Here is a 21,907-nt window from a genome sequence, read left to right on the forward strand (position 1 = left end):
CCCCGCCTCGGCGGGGTTTTTCTTTTCCGGCAGGTGCCAACCCGGGTTGGCACGCTTTGCTCAGGCCACCAGCGCGGCCTCGATGGCGTCGCGCAGGCGCACGTCATCGGCCGCCACGTCCGGGGCAAAGCGTGCAATCACCTTGCCATCACGGCCGACCAGGAACTTCTCGAAGTTCCACAGCACCGCCGGTGCCGGATGGATCGGGATCTCCTTGCTGGCCAGGCGCTCGCGCAGCGGGCCTTCGCCGATCGACTGCGGCTGCGCGGCGGTCAGCTGCTGGTACAGCGGGTGGGTGTCCTCGCCAGCCACGCTGATCTTGGAGAACATCGGGAAACTGACATCGTAGGTGAGCTGGCAGAACTGCTGGATCTCGGCCTCGCTGCCCGGCTCCTGGCCAAGGAAGTTGTTGGCGGGGAAGCCCAGCACTTCCAGGCCCTGCGCATGCTTTTCCGCATACAGCGCCTGCAGGCCTTCGTACTGCGGGGTCAGGCCGCACTTGGAGGCGACGTTGACCAGCAGCAGCACCTTGCCCTGGTAGTCGGCAAGCGAGGACGGCTGGCCGTCGATGGTGGTGAGGGGAATGTCCTGGATCGGGGTGCTCACGCGGGGCTCCGGCTACGGCGGGAATGGCCCACCAGCATAGCGCCGCGCGCGCAGTTGTAGAGCCGAGCCTACGCTCGGCTGCTGTGGCATCAGCCGAGCGTGGGCTCGGCTCTACAGGCAGGATTCAATCCACGCAGATCATGCCCTGCGCCTTGCCGTCCTCGATACGCTGGCGGCAACCGAAGTTCTGGCTGGCATCACGCTGGCAGGTACCGGACGCCGCATCGCCGGCCAGTGCCTCGCCTGCGGCCAGGCACTGGCCCGTGCAGTCGCTTTTGCGGCTGCAGGCCTTGCCGGCGTCGGCATAGGGAATCACGCATTGCTCGCGCTGCAGCCGGCCGAGCCGCTGCAGGGTGCCACCGGCGGCCTGGCAGTCGACGTCGCGTGCTTCGCGGTAGGCCTCGACCGCTTCGGGGGTGCTGGAGGCGGCCTGCGTGGTCGTGCCCACGGTCGTTGGCGCGCTGCCGCAGGCGGCGAGCAGCGCGGTCAGGACAAGGCTGGTGAAGCGGGGCAGGCGCATGGCGGTACCTGGTCGAAGCGGACAGGCCGCCAGCATACCCATCGGCGATGCAGGCGGCGTGTCAGCGTGGCTCAGGCCTCATCGCCCTCGCCGTCACTGCCTTCCTCCTCGGCCACCGCATCACCCTCGGCCAGGTCGCCGAGCAGCGACTGCGCCTGTTCGGACGCCAGCGACTCCACGCCACGCAGGCGGCGTTCGATGGTGCGGGTCTTGCGGCTGGCCTCGCCGATGCTGCGGCCAACGGTAGTGATCTGCTTCTCGGCCTTTTCCAGGATGCCGGCGAACTTCCCGAACTCGCTCTTGACCGCACCCAGCAGGCTCCACACTTCGCTGGATCGCTTTTCAATGGCCAGCGTGCGAAAGCCCATCTGCAGGCTGTTGAGCAACGCAGTGACCGTGGTCGGTCCGGCCACCACCACACGGTGCTCGCGCTGCAGCAGGTCAACCAGGCCCGGGCGCCGGATCACCTCGGCATACAGGCCTTCGGTGGGCAGGAACATCACCGCGAAGTCCGTGGTGTGCGGTGGCACGATGTACTTGTCGCAGATCGACTTGGCCTGCACGCGCACCGCGCGCTCCAGCTGGATGCCCTGCAGGCGCACGCCTTCGGCATCGCCCTGTTCCTGTGCGTCCAGCAGGCGCTCGTAGTCCTCGCGCGGGAACTTGGAGTCGATCGGCAGCCATACCGGCGTATCGTCGCTGCTGCGGCCCGGCAGGCGCACGGCGATATCGACCATCTCGCCACTCTCCGGACGCACCCTCACCGCACGCGCGTACTGCTCCTGGGTGAGTGTCTGCTCGAGGATATTCTCCAGCTGCACTTCGCCCCAGCTGCCGCGGTTCTTGACGTTGGTCAGCACGCGCTTGAGGTCGCCGACGCCGGTGGCCAGCTGCTGCATCTCGCCGAGGCCACGCTGGACCTGCTCCAGGCGCTCGGAAACCAGCTTGAAGGAGTTGCCCAGCCGCGTTTCCAGCGTCGACTGCAGCTTCTCGTCCACGGTGTGGCGCATCTGCTCCAGCTTCTGCGCATTGTCGTTCTGCAGCGCGCGCAGCTGTTCCTCCAGCGTGGCACGCATCTCGGCGATGCGCTGCTCGTTGCGCTGGGTCAGCTCCTGCAGGCGCAGGCCCAGACTGTCGGTCAGGCGCTGCTGCGACAGCGCGCCCTCCTCGCGGCCCTTGCGTGCATCGTCCACCAGGGTCTGGCGCAGCGCCCCGAGCTGGGTATCGGTGCGCGCAGTGAGCTCCTGCAGCTGCTGGCCAAACGCATGGATGCGTGCCTCCTGCTGCTGGCCGAAGGTCTCCAGCTGGCCGCGCAGTTCCTGCAGCCGCTGCCCCATCAGTGCTGCGCCGCGCTGCTGGCTGTCGGCCACTTCAGCGCGCGCTTTGCGGGCATCTTCGCCCAGCGCTTCGCGCAGCAGGTCCAGGCGCTGATCGGTGCGGGTGGACAGATCGGTCAGCGCGCGGGCGAAGCCATCGAGCTGTTCGCGCAGTTCGCTGCGCCCGGCGCGCGCCTCCTCGCGCACGGCCTGTTCCAGGCGGTCATGCGGCGGGCGGCGCAGCAGGGCGACCAGCTGCAGGATGAGCACGGCCAATAGAAGGCCGGCAATGAGCAGGTATTCGGTTTGCATGGGGCAAGTGTAGGCTGGCCGAGTCTCAGCTGCTGCGTCAGGACCATGCTCGCTCTGTACGGAAAGCCGACCTCCATCAACGTGCGCAAGGTGCTGTGGCTGTGCGCCGGCCTCGACCTGCCACTCCAGCACGAGCCAGAACCACCGGCGGACCTGCTGGCCACGTTGAATCCGAACCGGCAGGTGCCGGTCCTGCGCGATGGCGGCTTCGTGCTGTGGGAATCGAACAGCATCTGCCGCTACCTGGCCGTACGTGCTGGCCGTGATGACCTGCTGCCCGGTACGGCGCAGGGCCGCGCCCAGGTCGAGCAGTGGATGGACTGGCAGGCCAGCGACCTCAACAACGCCTGGCGGCACGTGTTCATGGCGCGCGTGCGCCAGCATCCGGACTACCCGGACGATGCCCGCGCCGAGGCCAGCCTGGCGCAGTGGAACCGGCTGATGGCTGTGCTTGATGCACAGCTGGCCGCCACCAACGGCTACGTGGCGGGCAACGCCTTCACCCTCGCTGATGTCGTGCTGGGGCTGTCGGCCCAACGCTGGCGCAGCACGCCGGGCAGTAAACCGGCGCTGCCACACCTCGCAGCATGGTTCGAACGCCTGCGCGAGCAGCCCGGTTTCGCCACCCACGTCGACAACGGTGTGGCCTGAGGGGAGGTGCCGGCCGCTGTTAGCAGGTGTCGACCTGGGTCGACACGGTGGATCCATGCCATTCGTGGATGAATCTCTGTAGAGCCGAGCCCATGCTCGGCTGAGCGGCGTGCGCTGACGGCAGCCGAGCGTGGGCTCGGCTCTACAGGAAAAACCGGGTGTTACCAGCCTTCCAGCACGATCTTGCCCTTGGCGCGCTGGCTTTCCAGCAGCGCGTGGGCACGCCGCAGGTTGGCCGCGTCGATGCGCCCGAAGTGCTCGCCCAGGGTGGTGTGCAGCACGCCCGTATCGATCAGCTCGGCCACACGGTTCAACAGGTCGTGCTGGCGCTGCATGTCGGCGGTGCGGTACAGCGGCCGGGTGAACATCGACTCCCAGTGCAGTGACAGTGCCTTGCGCTTGAGCGCCATCACGTCCATCTGGCCCGGGTCATCGATCAGCCCCAGTTGGCCCTGCGGTGCCAGCAGTTCGACGATCTGCGCGTAGTACTGGTCGGAGTGGGTCAGGCTGGCGACATGCTGCACCTCGCTGATGCCGAGCCGCGCCAGTCCCTCGGCCAGCGGCAGGCTGTGGTCGATCACGTGGTGTGCCCCCATTGCGTACGCCCAGTCCTGGGTATCCGGGCGCGAGGCGGTGCCGATCACGGTCAGCCTGGTCAGCTTCCGTGCCAGCTGCACCAGGATCGAACCAACACCACCGGCAGCACCGATCACCAGCAGGGTCTGGCCTTCGCCACCACCCTGCGGGATGCGCAGGCGGTCGAACAGCAGCTCCCAGGCGGTGATTGCAGTCAGTGGCAACGCTGCGGCGGCGGCATCGTCGAGACTGGCCGGCTTGCGCCCGACGCTGCGCTCGTCCACCAGCTGGTACTGCGCATTGCTGCCCGGGCGGTCGATGACGCCGGCATAGTAGACCGCGTCGCCGGGCTGGAACAGGGTCACCTCGCTGCCCACCGCATCAACAATGCCGACCGCATCCCAGCCCAGCACGCGCGGGCCGTCGGTGGCCACGCCACGGCGGACCTTGGTGTCGACCGGGTTCACCGCCACCGCGCGTACCGCCACCCGCAGGTCACGCGGGCCGGGCTGCGGCAGTTCCAGTTCAATGTCGATCAGGGCCTGGGCGTCATCGATCGGCAGGCCGGCTTGGGTGTAGGCAATGGCGCGCATGGCAGCGGTCCAGTGGGGAAGGAGGCGACAGGTTGCGCCGCACGCGGTCCCTCGGAAAGGCGCAGAATCGGGCAGCACTTTCACTCTGGCGATGAAGATGATCCGCTTCGACGATCTGCAGCTGTTCGTCCGTACTGCCGCACTGGGCAGCTTCTCGCAGGCGGCCCGCGAAGCCGACCTGCTGCCGGGGCAGGTTGCTGCGGCGGTGGCGCGGCTGGAACGCGAGCTGGACCTGCGCCTGTTCGTGCGCACCACGCGCAGCCTGCGCCTGACCGGCGAGGGGGCGCTGTACCTGCCGTATGCGCAGGAGGTGCTGGCCACCCTGCGCGAGGGCCAGGCGCGCGTGCAGGGCGAAGACACCGAACTGCACGGCACCCTGCAGCTGTCGGCGCCGTCGGACTTCGGTCGAAATCTGCTGCTGCCCTGGCTGAGCGCCTTTCGCGCCGCGCACCCCCGGCTGCGCCTGCACCTGCGCCTGTCCGACGAAGTGGCCGACGTGTTCCGCGACCCGGTCGACGTGGCCATCCGCATCGGCCACTTCGACGACGCCAACTACGTGGCCCTGCCCCTGCTGGAAGGCAATCGGCGCGTACTCGCGGCGTCACCCGACTATCTGCAGCAGCGCGGCACGCCCACGCGCCTGGAGGATCTGCGCGAGCATGATTGCCTGGTCTACCAGCTCAGTGGCCGCGCCTATGATCGCTGGTCGTTCGAGGTCGACGGGCGCCGCAGCGTGATTCCGGTGCGCGGCCCGCTGGTCTGCGATGACGCCGATGTGGTGCGGCGCTGGGCGGTGGCCGGCGAAGGCATCACCTACAAATCCTGGCTGGACCTGCGCGAGGATGTGCTCGCAGGACGCCTGCAGCTGCTGCTCGACGGCATCGGCAGCCACATACCGTTGCAGCTGGTCTGCCCGCACCGCAAACAGTTCTCGCCGGCGGTGCGGCAGCTGCACGCGCAGCTGCGCCAGCACCTGCAACCTCTGCTGTCTGGCATGCCCGAGGGTCCTGCCGGCCCCCTGTCGCCAGTCCCGGCGCTGGCCGACAATGGCGGCCCCCCGTAAGAGAGAACGCCGCCATGCCGTGGATGGGCATCCAGGACCTGTGGACGTTTCTGGTCGCCGTGCTGGTGTTTCTCGCGCTGCCCGGCCCCGGTACCTTCACCCTGCTGACCGCCACCGGCCGTGGTGGCGTGCGCGGCGGTTACACCGCACTGGCCGGCCTGCTGGTCGGCGACCAGATCCTGATGTGGCTCGCGCTGGCCGGCGTGGCCGCGCTGCTCAAGGCCAACCCGCTGGTGTTCCACGCCGTGCAGTACCTGGGTGCGGCCTACCTGGTGTGGGTCGGCATCGGCCTGCTGCGCACACCGAAACACGAGGGCGGTGATGCCGGCCCGATCCGCATGCAGCCGGGCCGCTACTTCCAGCAGGCGATCCTGGTCAGCCTGCTCAACCCGAAGGCAATCCTGTTCTACATGGCCTTCCTGCCGTTGTTCATCGATCCCAAGGCACATCAGGGCATCGCCACCTTCGCGGCGCTGGCCGGCATCATCCTGGTGGTCAGCATCGCCTACTGCTCGATGCTGATCGGCGTGGGCAACCTGGCCCGTCGCCGGCTGATCCAGCATCCACGGATCAGCGACGCACTGCGCCGCGTGGCCGGCCTGTTCCTGGTGGGGTTCGGCATCCGGTTGGGGCTGAACGGATGAACGGGCGGCTGCCGCTGCTCGGCCTGGCCCTGCTGTTCGCCGGCACCGCCTCTGGCACCACCGTGCAGGATCATCGCTGCCTGAGCGGCGGTCGCGATGACCGCATCCATCTGGAATGGCGCTGGCTGGAGGACGGGCAGTCCGACGTGCGCTACGCCGGACATCGCGAACGCCTGCGGTTGCGCCGGGTTTCGCTGGAAACCACGGTGCTGGCCGAGGATCGCCCCTACCAGTTCGACAGCGTCTGGGAAGAGCGCATCGACGGACGGGTCAACGGCCGCTACCGGCTGAGCACCCAGGGCGCGCTGGTGCTGGACCTGAGCTACGAACGCGCCCGCGACGGCCGCACCACCGCCTTCCACGATGACCCCGAGGCCTGGCAGGAAGACGGCTGCCACTGGCCCAGCACTCCCTGAGGCGGCACCGGGCCGACGGCCCTTTATGCCGATTCCGGCAGCCTGGCCGGGGCGCAGCGCGCGCCCCGCCATGCATGACCCCCGTCAGTGGTAATGCTGCGCTGCGTTCGGTCACACTCGGGAACTTGTCGTTTCCAGTCACCCCTTCCGAGGCCTGCATGTCCCTGTTCCGGCGCAAGTCCCTAGATTCCGTCACCGTCCACGAAGCCGGCAGGCGTCTGATCCCGACGCTCAGCTGGCCGCACCTGATCGCGCTGGGCATCGGTGCCATCGTCGGTACCGGCATCTATACGCTGATCGGCGTGGGTGCCAACCTGGCCGGCCCGGCCGTGCTGATCTCCTTCGCCATCGCCGGTGCGGTCTGTGCCTGTGCGGCGCTGTCCTACGCCGAGCTGTCGACGATGATGCCGGCCGCCGGCAGTGCCTACACCTACAGCTACAGCGCGCTGGGCGAGGTGTTTGCCTGGGTGGTGGGCTGGAGCCTGATCCTGGAGTACTCGCTGGTGGTGAGTACGGTGGCGGTGGGCTGGTCCGGCTACTTCGTCGGTTTCCTCGAATGGGTGCACACCCAGTTCGGCTGGAACGTGCACCTGCCGGCCTGGCTGGCGGCCGGCCCGCACGTGGAAGGCGGCATGATCAACCTGCCGGCGATCATCATCACCTGGCTGGTGGCCGGCATGCTGATGGCCGGCACCAAGGAGAGCGCCACCCTCAATGCCATCCTGGTGGTGTTCAAGCTGATCGCGCTGGCCATCTTCGTGGCCGTGGCCCTGCCCGCCTTCGACAGCGCCAACCTGCAGCCGTTCATGCCGTACGGCTTTGCCAAGTCGATGGGCCCCGATGGCGTCGAGCACGGCGTGATGGCGGCGGCAGCGATCATCTTCTTCGCCTTCTACGGCTTCGATGCGATCTCCACCGCCGCCGAGGAGACCAAGAACCCGGGCCGCGACCTGTCGATCGGCATCATCGGTTCGATGATCGGCTGCACCATCGTCTACGTGCTGGTGGCGCTGGCTGCGGTGGGTGCGATGAGCTACGCGGTGTTCGGCCACAGCGCCGAGCCGCTGGCGCTGATCATGCGCCAGCTGGGCCATCCGACCGCAGCGATGGTGATCGGCGTGATCGCGATCATCGCGCTGCCGACCGTGCTGCTGGCCTTCCTGTACGGCCAGAGCCGCATCTTCTTCGTGATGAGCCGCGATGGCCTGCTGCCGCGTGGCCTGTCCAAGGTCAACGCACGTACCGGCACGCCAGTGGCGACCACGCTGTTCACCGCGGTGGTGGTGTCGGCGCTGGCCGGCGTGGCGCGCCTGGACGAGATCGCGGCGCTGGCCAATGCCGGCACCCTGGCCGCGTTCACTGCAGTGGGTGTCTGCCTAGTGGTGCTGCGCCTGCGCGAGCCGAACCGCGAGCGCACCTTCCGCACGCCGGTGGCTTTCGTGGTCGGCCCGCTGGCCGCACTGGGCTGCATCTACCTGTTCATCAGCCTGCCGCACACCACTCAGCTGTACTTCCTGCTGTGGAACGTGGCCGGCCTGGTGTTGTACTTCCTGTACAGCCGCCGCCACGCACTGATCGCGAAGTAGACGGATCACCGGTAGTGCCGGCCGCTGGCCGGCGACCCGCATCCTCCTGACAGGGGCAATGCCGGCCAGCGGCCGGCACTACCGCAGGGCGCTTCAACCGCCCTGCTTTGCGGCGTAATCCTGCGCCTGGCGCATCACCCGCAGCAGGTTGCCGCCCCAGATGCCGGCAATCTGCTTCTCGGTATAGCCCTTGCGCAGCAGCCACGCGGTGATCTTCGGCAGCTGGCTGACATCGGGCAGGTCACTCAGGCCACCGCCGCCATCCCAGTCCAGGCCAATGCCCACGTGCTCGGGCCCGACCACCTTGAGGATGTGCTCGAAGTGGGCGAAGAAGTCGTCCAGGCTGGCGTGGCGCACCGGATGCTCATGGTCCAGCGCCTGTTCGGCCTTCAGCAGGGCAACGCCCTGCTCGATGCCCATGCCTTCCCAGCCGCCCAGCTGCTTGCTGAGCGCTTCCTCGGCCTGCTTGCGCTCGGGCGTCTTTGCGGTGTCGATCAGGTAGCCGCCATAGGCGTTCACCTGGATCACGCCGCCGGCCTTGGCCAGCCTGCGCAGGCGCGCATCGTCGAGGTTGCGCGGGTGGTCGTAGATGGCCTTGGCCGAGCTGTGCGAGAGCACGAACGGCACCGGCATCATCGCCAGCAGATCGTCGAACACCGCATCCGATGCATGTGACTGGTCGATCACGATGCCCAGCTTCACCGCCTGCCGCACCAGCTCCTTGCCGGCCGGGCTCAGGCCCTTCCACTCGGCCCCCTTGGGATCGGTGGCCGAATCGGCGAACTCGTTGTTGGCGAAGTGCACGGTGCTGAGCAGGCGCAGGCCGGCGCGGTGGTAGAACGAAAGCAGGCTGGGGTCGGCCACCAGCGGGCTGGCATTTTCCATGCTGATGTAGACCACGCGCTTGCCGGCAGCCTTGATCCGCGCCGCGTCATCGGCGGTCAGCGCCAGTGCGAAGCGCTCGGGATTGGCCGCCAGCATCTCGCGGATCTCCAGCAGCCGCTGCAGGCCGTGGTCACGCTCGGCCAGATGGGCGGCGGCGGTGCGGTCGCCCTGGTCGGTGTAGATCGCCCAGAAACCGCCGTCCAGCGCGCCTTCGACCATGCGCGGGTAGTCCACCTGCGAGAGCGCGTTGCGGTCGTGGCGCTGCTCGATGTCGAAGCCGCTGCGGCCGAAATTTGCCGGCGTATCCAGATGGCTGTCGAGGGTGACCAGGCGCTGCTGCAGGGCCTTGGCGCGGGCCATCTCCTGCGCGCTGAACTCGATGGCATGAGCCGACAGCGGCGCGCACAGCGCCAGGGCAAGCACTACGGACAGGTGGCGCAACGATGGCATGGGCTCTCACCGGCAATGGGAAGAGCCCGACCATAGCGCTGCGCCCGGCCTTTTTGTAGGGCCGGGCATGAGCCCGGCACTGACAGACGGGTGCCAGGCGTCGATCAACCCGGCAGGAAGTGCTGCATCAGCTGCAGCTCATCGATGGCGGCCATGTATGGTGCAAAGCGCGCATCACCACCGGCGAACGCCTGTGCCGCCGCCTGCGCGCTGGCCAGGTCCTGCCAGTGCGCGATGTCGACGAAGCGGTCGTCGCCGTCCATCGGCGAGAACGGCTGGTAGTCGATCAGACCGGGAAACTGCGCGATGGCCGCGCGCAGCCGCTCACGCAGCATCGGCATGTCGGCACGGGCGTGCGGTTTGACGGTGAACACGGCCAGTTCGAGGACGGAAGAAGCAGGGTGCATGGAGATGCCCTTTGTGGGAGGAGCGCGCAGTCTGCGCAGCCCCTGCTGCCAGCGGGGTGTCAGTGGCCGCGCAGCGCCCAGGCCCGCTGTTGGTGGCGCAGATAGGCTTCCAGACCGACCTGCGCCGGCAGGTCCAGCCCCTCTGCTTCAGCGAGGGCTTCGATCTGGTCCAGGCGGAAATCGCGGTAGTCCTGGCGCAGCGCGCACCAGCTGCCCAGTGTCCAGTGCTGGCCCCAGTGGAACAGGCCAAGCGGGTGCACGGTCCGCTCGCTCGATGCGCCCTGCAACGTGCGATATCGCAGCTGCACACTGCGGCCGTCGGCGATAGCCGTATGCAGTGGCTGCCAGCACGGCAGCGAAACGGGTATGGCACGCAGCGCGCGGGCAGTGCGTGGGCTGGTCGCACGCGTGGGCATGGCCGCCTGCAGTTTGTGCAGCAGCGAACGCGCCGCAGGTTGCAGGTCGCCCGCGCCACTGCAGGCCAGCATCTCCACGGCCAGCTGCAGTGCCTCGGCTTCTGCCGCATCCAGGCTCAGGGGCGGCAGTTCGAAACCGGGATCAAGGCGATAGCCGATACCGGCCTCGCCATAGAGCGGGATGCCGGCCACGGACAGATCATCGACGTAGCGGTAGATGCTGCGCACCGACAGGCCCAGTTCCGCCGCCAGCACGGCGGCGGTCACCGGCTGACGCACGCGGATCAGGTTGACCAGCTGGAACAGGCGGTCGGCTTTGCGCATGGTCGGTCTTGGTTGTGTAGAGCCGAGCCCATGCTCGGCTGCCAGGCCGATCAGCCGAGCGTGGGCTCGGCTCTACAGAGATCGGCGGTCCCGCGGTCAATCCACCACGCGGCAGAACACGGCCTTCAGGTAACGCGATTCCTGCACGTGGGCCATGAACGGATGGTCCGGACCAGCGCCGGCCACCTTCAGGATCTGGATCGTGCGGCCGGAGAAGTACGCCGCCCGGCGCAGCATGTCGAGGAACTGGTCCTCGGCCACCAGGCCGGTGCAGGAGAAGGTCGCGAACAGGCCGCCCGGCTTGACCACGCCCAGCGCCAGCTTGTTCATGTCCAGGTACTTCTTCAGCGCGGTGATGACCTGGTCGCGATCGCGGGTCATCTTCGCCGGGTCCAGGATCACCACGTCGTACTGCTCACCGCGGTTGGCGGCGTCGCGCAGCCACGGGAAGATATCGGACTGGATGAACTTCGGGCGCACGTTGTTCAGGCGCGAATTGCCCTTGGCGATCTGGATCACGTCCTCGTCGATGTCGATCCCGATCACTTCCGAAGCACCACGCGCCGCCGCGTATACGGCAAAACCGCCGGTGTTGCAGCACAGGTCGAGCACACTCTTGCCTTCCACCTGCTGGCTCAGCCATTCACGGTTCTCGCGCTGGTCGGCGAAGAAACCGGTCTTGTGCGCACCGGCCGGGTCGGCGCGGAACTTGATGCCGTACTCGGTGATCACCGACGCTTCAGTGGTGGTGTTGCCGTGGAAGTCGAAGCTTTCCTGCTTCTGCACGTGCTCGTCGGCGAAGCTGTGGAAGCGGCAGCCGGGGAACTGCTCGCGCAGCGCATCGTAGATCCATTCGCGGTGGCGGAACATGCCGGCGGCGAAGAACTCGACCACCACCAGGTCGCCGTAGCGGTCCACGACCAGGCCGGACAGGCCGTCGCCTTCGCTGTGCACCACGCGCCAGGCATCGGAGACCGCATCGAGCTTGAGCACCTCACGGCGCAGCGACACCGCCTGGGCGATCTTGCGCGAGAACCAGCCGGCATCCACCGGCACGTTCTGATCGGTTTCGAGGATGCGCACGGCGATGCGCGAGTGCCCGTTGTAGAACCCGCGGCCAATGAACTCGCCATCGATGCCGACCACGTCGACGATGGAACCGGGCTTGGGCCGGACGGTCGGCTTCTCGACCAGTTTCTGGAAGATCCACGGGTGGCTGGAGCGCCACGCATTCTTGAGGCGGACAATCGGAAGGGGGGTATTCATCCACCCATTGTAAACCGGGCGCCGGGGTCGGATCCCCGCAGGGGCTCTGACCCCAGTGTGGCGACGATGAGGTCGGAGCCCCTTTGGGGATCCGACCCCTGGCCTCCCCATTTGACGGCGGCGGGGCCAGACGGCAGAATCGGCGCCAGAAGGGGAGTAGCTCCCAGACGTTGTCGCCGTCATTTCGAGCCCGCAGGCTCCGGTGCAACGGCAGTTCCAGCCGACTGGAACTGCGAGCGAGACCTTCGCCGTACCGGCGAAGCTCTGTCCCTGGATCCCCTCCCGATCCTCCGTTGCAGATCCTCGCCGTCCGGCCTGGCATTCATCTTTCCAACGGACATTCCCAATGCAGACGATCGGTAACGTGTGGTTGTGGGGCGGCTTCGCAGCGGTGGTGGTCATCGCCCTGCTGGTCGACCTCGTGTTGATGCGCCATGGTGGACCGCACAAGGTCACCTTCAAGGAGGCCCTGTGGTGGTCCATCGGCTGGGTCGCGCTGGCCCTGCTGTTCAACGCCGGCCTCTGGTACTACCTGAATGAGACCGCCGGCCAGGTCGTGGCCAACAAGGTCGGCCTCGAGTTCCTGACCGGCTACCTGGTCGAGAAGGCGCTGGCGGTCGACAACATCTTTGTCTTCCTGATGATCATGAGCTACTTCGCGGTGCCGGAGGAGCAACGCCAGAAGGTGCTGATCATCGGCATTCTGGGTGCGATCGTACTGCGTACGATCATGATCTTCGCCGGTAGCGTGCTGATCAGCCAGTTCCATTGGCTGCTCTACGTGTTCGGTGCCTTCCTGCTGTTCACCGGCTGGAAGATGTGGTTCGCCGCCGGCCAGGAGCCGGACCTGGAGACCAATCCGGCCCTGCGCTGGATGCGCAAGCACCTGCGCCTGCTGCCGGACTACGCCGGCAACGCGCTGAGCGTGAAGCGTGATGGCGTGCGCTGGTTCACCCCGCTGTTCGCGGTGCTGATCCTGATTGCGGTCACCGACGTGATCTTCGCCGTGGACAGCATCCCGGCGATCTTCGCGATCACCACCGACCCGTTCATTGTGCTCACCTCCAACGTGTTCGCGGTGCTGGGCCTGCGCGCGATGTTCTTCCTGCTGGCCGGCATGGCCGACCGCTTCCACCTGCTGCCGTACGGCCTGGCACTGGTGTTGGGCTTCATCGGCATCAAGATGATGATCATCGACCTGTTCAAGATCCCGACCCCGGTCTCGCTGGGCGTGGTGGCGGTGATCATCGCCGCCACCGTGGTGCTGAGCCTGAAGTACCCGCCGAAGGAAGGCGAAGGCCAGGCCTGAGCCTGACCCGTTGAACGGCGCGGCCGGTGGGATTGTCCCGCCGGCCGCCTCCACTCTCCCGTTGCGGTGGCCTTGGTTTCGCGCCAGCCACCGCCATTGCTGAGGTATGGACAACAACACGCCCCTGCCCGCCGGCGACGTGCCGGCCCCCCGCAATGATCGCTCGCGCATCCTGCGGGCGTTCAATGTCAGCCTGGCCGCCGTGCTGGTGCTGGTGGCCGTGTTCGCCCTGCAGGGCACGTTCGACTGGCGACCGTGGGCGGTCGCACCGCTGGAAGCCAAGGGCCTGTTCGGCCTGATCGGCGGCCCGATGCTGCATGCCTCGGTCGAGCACATCGCCGCCAACAGCATCGCGATCCTGATCCTCGGCACCCTCGCCGGCAGCGTGTATCCGAAGGCCACCGTACGCGCGCTGCCCCTGCTGTGGCTGGGTTCGGGCCTCGGCGCGTGGATGCTGGGCAATCCGGGCAGCGTGCACCTGGGCGCCAGTGGCGTGACCCACGGCCTGATGTTCCTGCTGGCCAGCCTCGGCCTGCTGCGCCGCGACCGTGCGGCGATCGCCACCGGTCTGATCGGCATGCTGTTCTACGGCGGCATGCTGATGACCATCCTGCCGCACGCCGATGGTGTGTCCTGGCAGTCGCACATGGGCGGCGCCTTCGCCGGCATCATCGCCGCGCTGCTGTTCCGCAACGCCGACCCACTGCCACCGCGCCAGCGCTACAGCTGGGAAGACGAAGAAGACGAGGCTGAGCCGCTGTCCGACGACGAACTGGAGCCGCCGTCACCGCAGCGCGTGCCGGTACTGTGGCAGCCGCGCGAGGGCCAGGACTACGTGGTGATCCCGTTCCGCCGCCCGGACGAACCGCGCGGATGAGGTGAGGGTAGTGCCGGCCGCTGGCCGGCAATCTCATGAACCTTCGTTGGCAGTCCTTGCGTTGCCGGCCAGCGGCCGGCACTACCAGGAGAATCAGTTCCCCGCCGCGCCCATCCCATCCACCGCCTGCCGGCCGAGCGCCGGGTCATCGGTGAAGAACGCATCGATGCCCGTCGCCAGGTAAGCCCGCATCTCGGCAATCGATCCCTCGGCATTGCGCGCGCTGTCGGCACCCTTGCGCAGGTTGCTGGGCTGGAAGTGGTTTTCCGGGCGGAAGGTATACGGAATCACCATCAGGCCAGCGGCGTGCGCATCACGTACCAGCGAGGTCGGCGTGCCCAGCGCCCCCTTGGCATCCAGTGGAATGATCGAACGCAGCTCGGGGCCGATACCATCGGCGTAGCCGGCAATGTCCTTCAGGCCGGCCGGGGTCATCATCTGCGCATAGGTCAGCGCGCCGCCGGCCTTGACGATGTCGGCCGGCTGGGTATCGCCCTTCCACAGCAGCTGCAGCAGCCGGATGTTGCTGCCCTGGCCGATCCTGCCGCGCAGGTAGCGCAGGTTGGCGGTCTCGAACGACTGGATGGTGACCGGCCCGACATTGGTGTACGCGTTGCCACGCAGCGCAGCCAGCAACTTGTCCTCCATCGGCAGGCCGATGGACTGGAAGTAGGTCGGGTGCTTGATCTCCGGCACCAGGCCGATGCCGCGGTTGGCACGCCCGGCCTGCTGCACCAGGAAGGCCAGGATCTCGTCCAGGCTGGCGATGCGGAACTGGCCGTCGTAGGCAGTACTGCGCAGCTCCGGCAGGCGCTCACGCGCGTACAGGGTCTTCAGCTCGGCCAGGGTGAAGTCTTCGGTGAACCAGCCGTCGACCTTCTGACCGTCGATCACCTTGCTCGTGCGGCGGCTGGCGAACTCCGGATGCGAGGCGACGTCGGTGGTGCCACTGATCTCGTTCTCGTGGCGGGCCACCATCACCCCGTCCCTGGTCATCACCAGGTCCGGTTCGATGTAGTCGGCGCCATCGGCGATCGCCTGCGCATAGGCCGCCAGGGTGTGCTCGGGCAGCAGTGCGCTTGCCCCGCGGTGGCCGTAGACCGACACCTTGGGTGCGGCCGGGGTGGAGGATTCAGCACTCATGGCCACCGATGGTGCCACGGCCAGCGACAACAGCAACGCACAACCCCACGACTTCACTGCGACTTCCCCAAGCGGTATGTGATGGCCGTCAGTATGCGGCGGCAATGTGACAGGTGGGGGAAGCCTGCACCTGTAGAGCCGAGCCCATGCTCGGCTGACCGGTAGAACAGCCGAGCACGGGCTCGGCTCTACAGTTACTTGCCGATGCAGAAACTGGAGAAGATCCTTCCCAGCAGATCATCGGCACTCATCTGCCCGGTGATCTCGCCCAGTGCGTCATGGGCCAGCCGCAATTCCTCGGCGGCCAGTTCCAGGTGCTCATTCGCCAGCTCGCCATCGGCGCGCTGCGCGTGTTCCTGCGCTCGCTCGATGGCATGCACATGGCGCGTGCGCGCGGAGAACTCACCGTCCACCTGCTCCCCTGCCCCGGCCAAAGCAATCGAGCGCAAACGCGCGTGCAGATTTTCGAGCCCGGCGCCGGTCGCAGCCGAAACGAAGACGCGGCCCGGATCATCCAGCGTCGGCAGCGCCGCCAGCAGGTCCGACTTGTTGTGGATATAGACCTTGTGCGGCACCGCTGCCACGGCATCACCCAGCGCCGCCTGCCCGGCAGCCGGATCGCGCGCATCCAGCACGATCAGCGCCAGGTCGGTGCGCTCGATTTCCACGTGCGCGCGGCGCATGCCTTCGCGTTCGATGGCGTCGCCGCCGTCGCGCAGGCCAGCAGTGTCGACCAGGGTCAGCTCCAGGCCGTCCAGGCGGATGGTCTCGCGCAGCGTGTCGCGGGTGGTGCCGGCGATGTCGGTGACGATGGCGCGCTCGCTGCCGGCCAGCGCGTTCAGCAATGAACTCTTGCCCGCGTTCGGCGGACCGATCAGCACCGCATGCAGGCCGTCGCGCAGGCGACGGCCGCGTTCGGCGTCGCGGCGCAGCAGGGCCAGATCACTGCGCGCCTGTTCCAGCCCACGCCGCACCTGCTCGCCACCAAGGGTATCCAGCGGTTCGTCGGCGAAGTCGATGGCCGCTTCCACGTGGATGCGCAGCAGCACCAGTTGCTCGACCACGGCGTCGATGCGCCGCGAGAACACACCATCCAGCGAACGTCGCGCGGCGCGCGCGGCGCGATTGTCGCCGGCCGCGATCAGGTCGGCGATGGCTTCGGCCTGGGCCAGGTCGAGCTTGCCGTTGAGGAACGCGCGTTCGCTGAACTCGCCCGGCCGCGCCTGGCGCGCACCGAGCGCGATGCAGCGCGCGACCAGTTGCTGCAGCAGGACCGGACTGCCGTGGCCCTGCAGTTCCACCACCTCTTCGCCGGTGAAGCTGTTCGGTGCCGGGAACCACAGCACGATGCCATCGTCGATGACGTCGCCATCGGCGTCGCGCAGGCGCGCATAGTGCGCATGGCGCGGTCGCAGTTCAGGCACACCCAACGCGTTGGCGATGGCCGCTGCGCGCGGACCGGACAGGCGCAGCAGGCCGACACCGCCAGCGCCCGGAGCGCTGGCGATGGCCACGATGGTGTCGGTGCGGATCGCGTCGTTCATGGTTCAGAGTTTCTCCAGCTGCGCGCGTGCCTGCGCGGCACCACTGCCCTGCGGCTGCAGCGCCAGGTAGGTGGTGTAGGCCTGCTTCGCCTTCGCCTTGTCGCCGGCGTTGAAGTAGGCATCGCCCAGGTTGAGATAGGCCACCGCACGCGACGGATCGATCTTCAGCGTGTTCTCCAGCCAGCGTGCGGCTTCGGCGTAGCGCTGCTGACGGTAGTAGACGAAGCCGAGGTTGTTGGCGGCCTGGGCGAAGTCCGGACGCAGCTTCAGTGCTTCGGTGAACTGCGCGGCTGCCTCGTCGTACTGCTTCTCGCGGTACAGCTGCAGGCCACGGTCGTTGGCCTGCTGCGCGCGCTGGCGGTCGGACGCCGGACCGGCGCTGGGCACCACCAGCTTGGCCTTGCCGCCCTGCAGGTCGGCCACGGTCACCGGTGCCTGGCTGCCCTTGGCCTCGCTGGCGGCATCGACCCTGTTGTTCAGCGCGATCGCATCGGCAGTCAGCTGGCGCGTATCGGCGTTGAGGAATTCCTGGCTGTCGGGCACCTGGAACACGAACTCGCCGCCCTGCGAACCCGGCAGGCTGCCGAAGGCCGGGGTCTGGTGCGAAACGGCTGAGACGGCCGGCGCCACGTAGGCGGCCAGCTCGGTACCGGTGATCAGGCCATCGCCGTTGAGATCGCCCTTGCCAGCCAGCGCCTGCAGCAGCACCCAGGTGAATACCGAGTGGCCATTCGGGCCGGCATCGGCCACCTGCTGGTCGGCCCCACCTGCGGTCAGCATCTGCCGGGCGCTGCGACGCGCGTTCTCGCGCAGGAACGACGACGACGACGGGCCGCCACGGGTCAGGCCGAGGCCGCTGTAGCAGGCATCCATCACGAACATCACATGCTTGGCCTGCATGCTTTCGGCGATGTTCTGGATGTCGGTCATCGCAATCGCGTCGGTGGCGAATTCCTTCGGATCCGAATCGACCGGGATGATGTAGCCGAGGTCGCGCCCGGAGGCGAGCTGGCGGGTCGCGCCGTGGCCAGCGAAGAATACGAACACGCGGTCGTTCTTCCCGGTGCGGTCATCGGCCAGGCGGTCGTGGAACGCGGCCAGGATGTTGTTGCGCGTGGCCTGCTCGTTTTTCAGCACGATCACCTGCGAAGACGGGAAGCCGAACTGCCCGGTCAGGGTATCGGCCACCGCCTGCGCATCGTGGCTGGCGTATTCCAGCTTTGGCCACTTGGCGTAGTTGTCGATGCCGACCACGATCGCCCACGACTTCTCGTAGCCGGTGGTGACGGTGGCGGGGCTGGTGTCACCCTTGCGCGCGCGGGCGACGGTGAAGTCGCGGCCATTCCACCCGGCGAACTGGTAGCCATCAGCGATCAGCCGGTCGAGGATCTGCGGCAACGCCTTCACCGCACGGTCGTGGATGTCATGGAACAGGATGATGCCGCGCTGTTCCTTGTTCACCTGGTCGAGCACGCGCTGCACGATCGATTCCGGCACCGGGTCGGCCCAGTCCATCGAATCGATGTTCCACATGATCGACTTCAACCCGGCTTCGTTGAGCAGCTGCAGGCCTTCGGCATTACGCGCGCCATAGGGGAAGCGGAACAGCGGCGCGCGCTTGCTGTCGACATCCTTCAGCAGCGTGTCGGTGTCCAGCACCTGCTGGCGCAGCGCATCGCCGGTGGTACGCGACAGCTGCGCATGGGTCAGGCTGTGGTTGCCCACCGCATAGCCTTCTTCCATCAGGTTGCGGCTGATCTTCGCCATCGGGCCGAGGCTGACCTTGCCATCGGCCTCGACCTTGCCCAGGTTGCGGCCCACCTCGAAGAACACGCCCGGCACGTCGTAGCGCTTGAGGATGGCCACCACTTCATCGGTGTAGGCCTTGTGCGGGCCATCGTCGAAGGTCAGCACCACCGTCTTGGCCGGCAGGTCGCGGCCGAAGATCTCGCGGTCGCTGTCCTTCATCGACATCGGATACGGCTCGATCACCCCGTAGTCGCGCAGGATCGCTTCACGGCTGTAGTCCTTGTGCAGGTGGGCGATGTAGTCGTCCCACTTCTCGCGCTTCAGTTCGATGGCGCGGGTGCGCTCGAAGCGGCTGAAGATGCGGGTCAGTTCCTGGTTGTAGTTGCGCTCGATCTCATCGAGCGCTTCCAGATCCTCACCGATGCGCTGGTGCAGCTTCACCGCCGGCAGCGAGGAATCGGTGCCGACCCGCTCATGCAGGTCACGCAGCACTTCACGGAAGGCCAGGCGATCGGCGTCGAACAGTTCGGGCGCAGACTCGATGTAGTCCAGCACCGTGCCGAGGGTGGCAAAGCGCTGCGGGCTGGAATCGCGCAGCAGGGTGTCGAACTGCGCGGCGATGGTCGTGCGCTGTTCCAGGCCATCGTGGAACAGCTGCTGGCCCGCACGCGTGGAGGTGCCACGGTCGGCGGTCGACTGCTGCTCCTCGTCGGCCAGCAGCACGATGATCCGGCGGTAGCCATCGAGTTGCTTCTGCAGCGCGGCCAGCAACGGCGCGGCGGCCGGATCGGCAGCGGCGGCGGCCTGCGCGCTGGGCTGGGTGACCGTGCTCGCCGGCACCTTCGCGTCCTTGTCGCCACAGCCCGCTACGGCCAGGGTCAACAGCAGCGAGGGCAGGAACAGGCGGAACGACGACGCACGCATGGCGGACTCGAAGATGGGAGGAACGGTGTGCAGGCGATTCTAACGCCGCATGCGAAAAGCCCGCCTTGCGGCGGGCTTCTGCTGGGGTCGGCCGGCCAGTGGCCGGCTCTGCCGATTACTTCTTCTTGACCGGAGCCGGAGCGGTGGTGGCCGGGACCGGCTCGCCGCCATGGCGCTTGGTCATCCACCACTGCTGCAGCAGGCCCAGGCCGCCGTTGACCACCCAGTACAGGACCAGGCCGGACGGCATGAAGGCCATCATGACGCCGAACACCAGCGGCATGAACTGCATCATCTTCTGCTGCATCGGGTCCATGCCCGGTGCCGGGGTCAGCTTCTGGGTGAACCACATCACCGCCACGTTGATCACCGGCAGGATGAAGTACGGGTCGCGTGCAGTGAGGTCCTGGATCCAGCCGAACCAGGGCGCTTGGCGCAGTTCGACCGATTCCACCAGCACCCAGTACAGGGCGAAGAAGATCGGCATCTGGATGAGGATCGGCAGGCAGCCGCCCATCGGATTGATCTTTTCCTTCTTGTACAGCTCCATCATCGCGGTCTGGAACTTCTGGCGGTCGTCGCCATAGCGTTCCTTCAGCTGCGCGATGCGCGGCTGGAAGCGACGCATCTTGGCACCGCTCTTGTACTGGGTCGCCGACAGCGGGTACAGCACCAGCTTCAGCAGCACCACCAGGCCGACGATCGCCCAGCCCCAGTTGCCGACCAGCTTGTGCACCTGGTTCAGCACCCAGAACAGGCCCTGGCCGATCACCGCCATCATCGAGAAGCGGCTGTAGTCGACCACGCGGTCCAGGCCCGGCACGTCTTCCTTGGCAATCAGGTTGACCAGCTTCGGGCCGACCCACAGGCGGGCTTCGGTGCTGGTGGACTGGCCCGGCGCCACGGTGAAGGCCGGGCCACGCGCTTCGATCAGGTCACGACCGGCCACCTGCGACAGCACGTAGTGTGCGGTCTGGTCCTTCTGCGGGATCCAGGCGGTGAAGAAGTGGTGCTGCAGCATCGCCAGCCAGCCGCCGGTGATGTTCTGGTTGAGCGTGCCGTCTTCCAGGTAGTCCTTGAACGCACGACGCTGGTACTTCTTGTCGTTGTCGTACCAGGTGGCACCGTTGAAGCTGAAGGAGTCCGGGTTGGTCATGCTCCGCGACAGGATGGTCGGGGTGCGGTCCAGGGTGCGGTAGACGTAGCCGTTCCACGGCGCGGCGCCGGTATTGCTGACTTCGTCCTTGAAGCGCACGGCATACTCGTTGCGCGAGACGGTCAGGGTGCGCTTGATGGTCACGCCGTTGTCGGCCGTCCACACGAACGGGATCTGCAGCTCGTTCTGGCCCTTGGCCAGCACGAAGTCCTTGGTGTCACCGACCAGCTTGAAGCCGTCGGCGCCGGGAACCGGGGTGTTCTTGTCTTCGCTGGCCCAGCCACTGATCGCGCTGTACGGATGCGCGGGGTCTTCGGTCAGCAGGCGAACCGGCGGGCTGCCTTCGTCCTTGGTCTGCGGGAACTGCAGCAGCTCGGCGTCGAGCACGCGGCCACCATCAAGCACCAGGCGCAGCACGTCGGTGGTGACGGTCACGCGCTGGCTGGCCGGGGTGGCACTGGCCTGCGCCTGCACAGCGGCCTGGCCCGGGGCGCCCGGGACCTGTGCACTGGGAATGCCGCCCGAGGCAGCGCCCGGAACACTCTGTGCGGCAGCCGGGGCGGACGTGGTAGTCGGTGCCGGGGTCGGAGCAGCCTTTTCACGGCTCCACTCCATCCACAGCAGCACGGCCACCATCAGCCAGGCAAAAATGAGGAATACGCGGGTCTGGTTCATCAGCGGACAGGCTCGGCGGGGCCGGGACGCGATGCCGGCTCGGTCAAAGAAGGAGTTGCGATGCCATCAGGCGGCGGCATTGTGCCGTCCACGCCCGGCGCGGGCAATGCACGCAGGCGACGCAGCAGGCGCAGGAAGGCCTGGCGGATCTCGTCGTTGCTGGCGGAACGCGCAGCACTACGGGCCACGACGACGAAGTCGCCTGGCTGGATATCGGTACGTGTCTGACGCAGGATGTCGCGCAGGACGCGCTTGATCCGGTTACGCCCAACGGCGTTCGGATCGACCTTGCGGGAAACCGCCAGACCCAGCCTGGCCGGCCGGTCAGCCGGCAGCCAGTGCAGGGTCATCAGCGGATCGGACACACGGCGGGCGCCGTTGAAGACCGTTGAGTATTCGGCACGCGTGCGAACCCGCGCAGAGCGAGGGAATCGCTTGCGCGGGTCTGCAGTATTCACTGTCGAAGGGATTGCGTCTGCCGCAGGGTGCGGCATGGCAA

General features: G+C 67.3%; 20 protein-coding genes. 7 read left to right on the top strand and 13 right to left on the bottom strand.

Going from position 1 to position 21,907, the window contains the following annotated elements:
* Window positions 1–60: 60 nt before the first annotated feature.
* The 3 genes from AB839_RS18045 to rmuC form a co-directional block, all read right to left on the bottom strand.
* Window positions 61–606 carry a glutathione peroxidase gene (locus AB839_RS18045; protein WP_061480417.1) on the bottom strand — a complete coding sequence of 182 codons (546 nt, stop codon included), beginning with the start codon at window positions 604–606 and terminating at the stop codon, window positions 61–63.
* A 124-nt stretch (window positions 607–730) separates the two neighbouring features.
* A complete protein-coding gene (locus AB839_RS18050) occupies window positions 731–1,126 on the bottom strand; it encodes a hypothetical protein (RefSeq protein ID WP_061480418.1) in 396 nt (131 codons plus the stop codon).
* Between the two features lie 71 nt (window positions 1,127–1,197).
* Window positions 1,198–2,754, bottom strand: coding sequence for a DNA recombination protein RmuC (rmuC, locus tag AB839_RS18055; RefSeq protein ID WP_061480419.1), 1,557 nt, complete (start codon window positions 2,752–2,754; stop codon window positions 1,198–1,200).
* Window positions 2,755–2,799: 45 nt separating this feature from the next.
* Here rmuC and AB839_RS18060 point away from each other — a divergent pair, with 45 nt between their 5' ends.
* Entirely contained in the window at window positions 2,800–3,405 is a 606-nt protein-coding gene (locus AB839_RS18060; protein ID WP_061480420.1) for a glutathione S-transferase N-terminal domain-containing protein, read from the top strand.
* Between the two features lie 161 nt (window positions 3,406–3,566).
* On the opposite strand, the gene AB839_RS18065 is transcribed toward AB839_RS18060, so the two are convergent.
* Window positions 3,567–4,574, bottom strand: coding sequence for a zinc-binding alcohol dehydrogenase family protein (locus AB839_RS18065; RefSeq protein WP_061480421.1), 1,008 nt, complete (start codon window positions 4,572–4,574; stop codon window positions 3,567–3,569).
* Window positions 4,575–4,665: 91 nt separating this feature from the next.
* Here AB839_RS18065 and AB839_RS18070 point away from each other — a divergent pair, with 91 nt between their 5' ends.
* From AB839_RS18070 to AB839_RS18085, 4 genes are all read left to right on the top strand, one after another.
* Complete coding sequence (locus tag AB839_RS18070; protein ID WP_082783374.1) at window positions 4,666–5,637, top strand: LysR family transcriptional regulator; 972 nt, start codon at window positions 4,666–4,668, stop codon at window positions 5,635–5,637.
* 14 nt (window positions 5,638–5,651) lie between these two features.
* Window positions 5,652–6,281, top strand: coding sequence for a leucine efflux protein LeuE (leuE, locus tag AB839_RS18075; protein ID WP_049417162.1), 630 nt, complete (start codon window positions 5,652–5,654; stop codon window positions 6,279–6,281).
* Complete coding sequence (locus tag AB839_RS18080) at window positions 6,278–6,697, top strand: hypothetical protein (RefSeq protein ID WP_061480422.1); 420 nt, start codon at window positions 6,278–6,280, stop codon at window positions 6,695–6,697. The genes leuE and AB839_RS18080 overlap by 4 nt, the downstream gene beginning before the upstream one ends.
* Window positions 6,698–6,855: 158 nt before the next feature.
* Window positions 6,856–8,283: an amino acid permease gene (locus AB839_RS18085; RefSeq protein ID WP_061480423.1), complete on the top strand. Its 1,428-nt coding sequence runs from the start codon at window positions 6,856–6,858 to the stop codon at window positions 8,281–8,283.
* A gap of 93 nt (window positions 8,284–8,376) precedes the next feature.
* On the opposite strand, the gene AB839_RS18090 is transcribed toward AB839_RS18085, so the two are convergent.
* The 4 genes from AB839_RS18090 to AB839_RS18105 all read right to left on the bottom strand — a co-directional run bounded on the left by AB839_RS18090 (window position 8,377) and on the right by AB839_RS18105 (window position 12,031).
* Entirely contained in the window at window positions 8,377–9,618 is a 1,242-nt protein-coding gene (locus AB839_RS18090) for a dipeptidase (protein WP_061480424.1), read from the bottom strand.
* Window positions 9,619–9,722: 104 nt separating this feature from the next.
* Window positions 9,723–10,025: an antibiotic biosynthesis monooxygenase gene (locus AB839_RS18095; RefSeq protein WP_061480425.1), complete on the bottom strand. Its 303-nt coding sequence runs from the start codon at window positions 10,023–10,025 to the stop codon at window positions 9,723–9,725.
* Window positions 10,026–10,084: 59 nt separating this feature from the next.
* Window positions 10,085–10,765, bottom strand: a complete 681-nt coding sequence (locus AB839_RS18100) for a YafY family protein (RefSeq protein WP_061480426.1) — start codon at window positions 10,763–10,765, stop codon at window positions 10,085–10,087.
* Window positions 10,766–10,861: 96 nt separating this feature from the next.
* Entirely contained in the window at window positions 10,862–12,031 is a 1,170-nt protein-coding gene (locus tag AB839_RS18105; protein ID WP_049417152.1) for a class I SAM-dependent rRNA methyltransferase, read from the bottom strand.
* Window positions 12,032–12,377: 346 nt separating this feature from the next.
* Here AB839_RS18105 and AB839_RS18110 point away from each other — a divergent pair, with 346 nt between their 5' ends.
* Together AB839_RS18110 and AB839_RS18115 are read left to right on the top strand one after the other, a co-directional pair.
* A complete protein-coding gene (locus AB839_RS18110; protein ID WP_010487446.1) occupies window positions 12,378–13,340 on the top strand; it encodes a TerC family protein in 963 nt (320 codons plus the stop codon).
* Between the two features lie 106 nt (window positions 13,341–13,446).
* Window positions 13,447–14,217, top strand: a complete 771-nt coding sequence (locus AB839_RS18115) for a rhomboid family intramembrane serine protease (RefSeq protein WP_061480427.1) — start codon at window positions 13,447–13,449, stop codon at window positions 14,215–14,217.
* A 93-nt stretch (window positions 14,218–14,310) separates the two neighbouring features.
* Here AB839_RS18115 and AB839_RS18120 read toward each other — a convergent pair whose 3' ends face one another.
* The 5 genes from AB839_RS18120 to rnpA form a co-directional block, all read right to left on the bottom strand.
* Entirely contained in the window at window positions 14,311–15,417 is a 1,107-nt protein-coding gene (locus tag AB839_RS18120) for a glycerophosphodiester phosphodiesterase (protein ID WP_061480428.1), read from the bottom strand.
* A 137-nt stretch (window positions 15,418–15,554) separates the two neighbouring features.
* The gene (gene mnmE / locus AB839_RS18125; protein WP_061480429.1) at window positions 15,555–16,904 is read right to left on the bottom strand and encodes a tRNA uridine-5-carboxymethylaminomethyl(34) synthesis GTPase MnmE; all 1,350 of its coding nucleotides are present in this window, start codon (window positions 16,902–16,904) and stop codon (window positions 15,555–15,557) included.
* Window positions 16,905–16,907: 3 nt separating this feature from the next.
* Window positions 16,908–19,577, bottom strand: coding sequence for a polysaccharide deacetylase family protein (locus AB839_RS18130; protein WP_061480430.1), 2,670 nt, complete (start codon window positions 19,575–19,577; stop codon window positions 16,908–16,910).
* Window positions 19,578–19,692: 115 nt separating this feature from the next.
* The gene (gene yidC / locus AB839_RS18135; protein ID WP_061480431.1) at window positions 19,693–21,408 is read right to left on the bottom strand and encodes a membrane protein insertase YidC; all 1,716 of its coding nucleotides are present in this window, start codon (window positions 21,406–21,408) and stop codon (window positions 19,693–19,695) included.
* On the bottom strand, window positions 21,408–21,902 hold the full coding sequence (gene rnpA, locus AB839_RS18140) for a ribonuclease P protein component (RefSeq protein ID WP_072168770.1): 495 nt from the start codon (window positions 21,900–21,902) through the stop codon (window positions 21,408–21,410). Before rnpA ends, yidC begins: the two co-directional genes overlap by 1 nt.
* Between the last annotated feature and the right edge of the window lie 5 nt (window positions 21,903–21,907).

Origin of the sequence: Stenotrophomonas sp. DDT-1 (genome assembly GCF_001580555.1) — a bacterium.
In the GTDB taxonomy this organism is placed as follows: Bacteria; Pseudomonadota; Gammaproteobacteria; order Xanthomonadales; family Xanthomonadaceae; genus Stenotrophomonas; species Stenotrophomonas sepilia.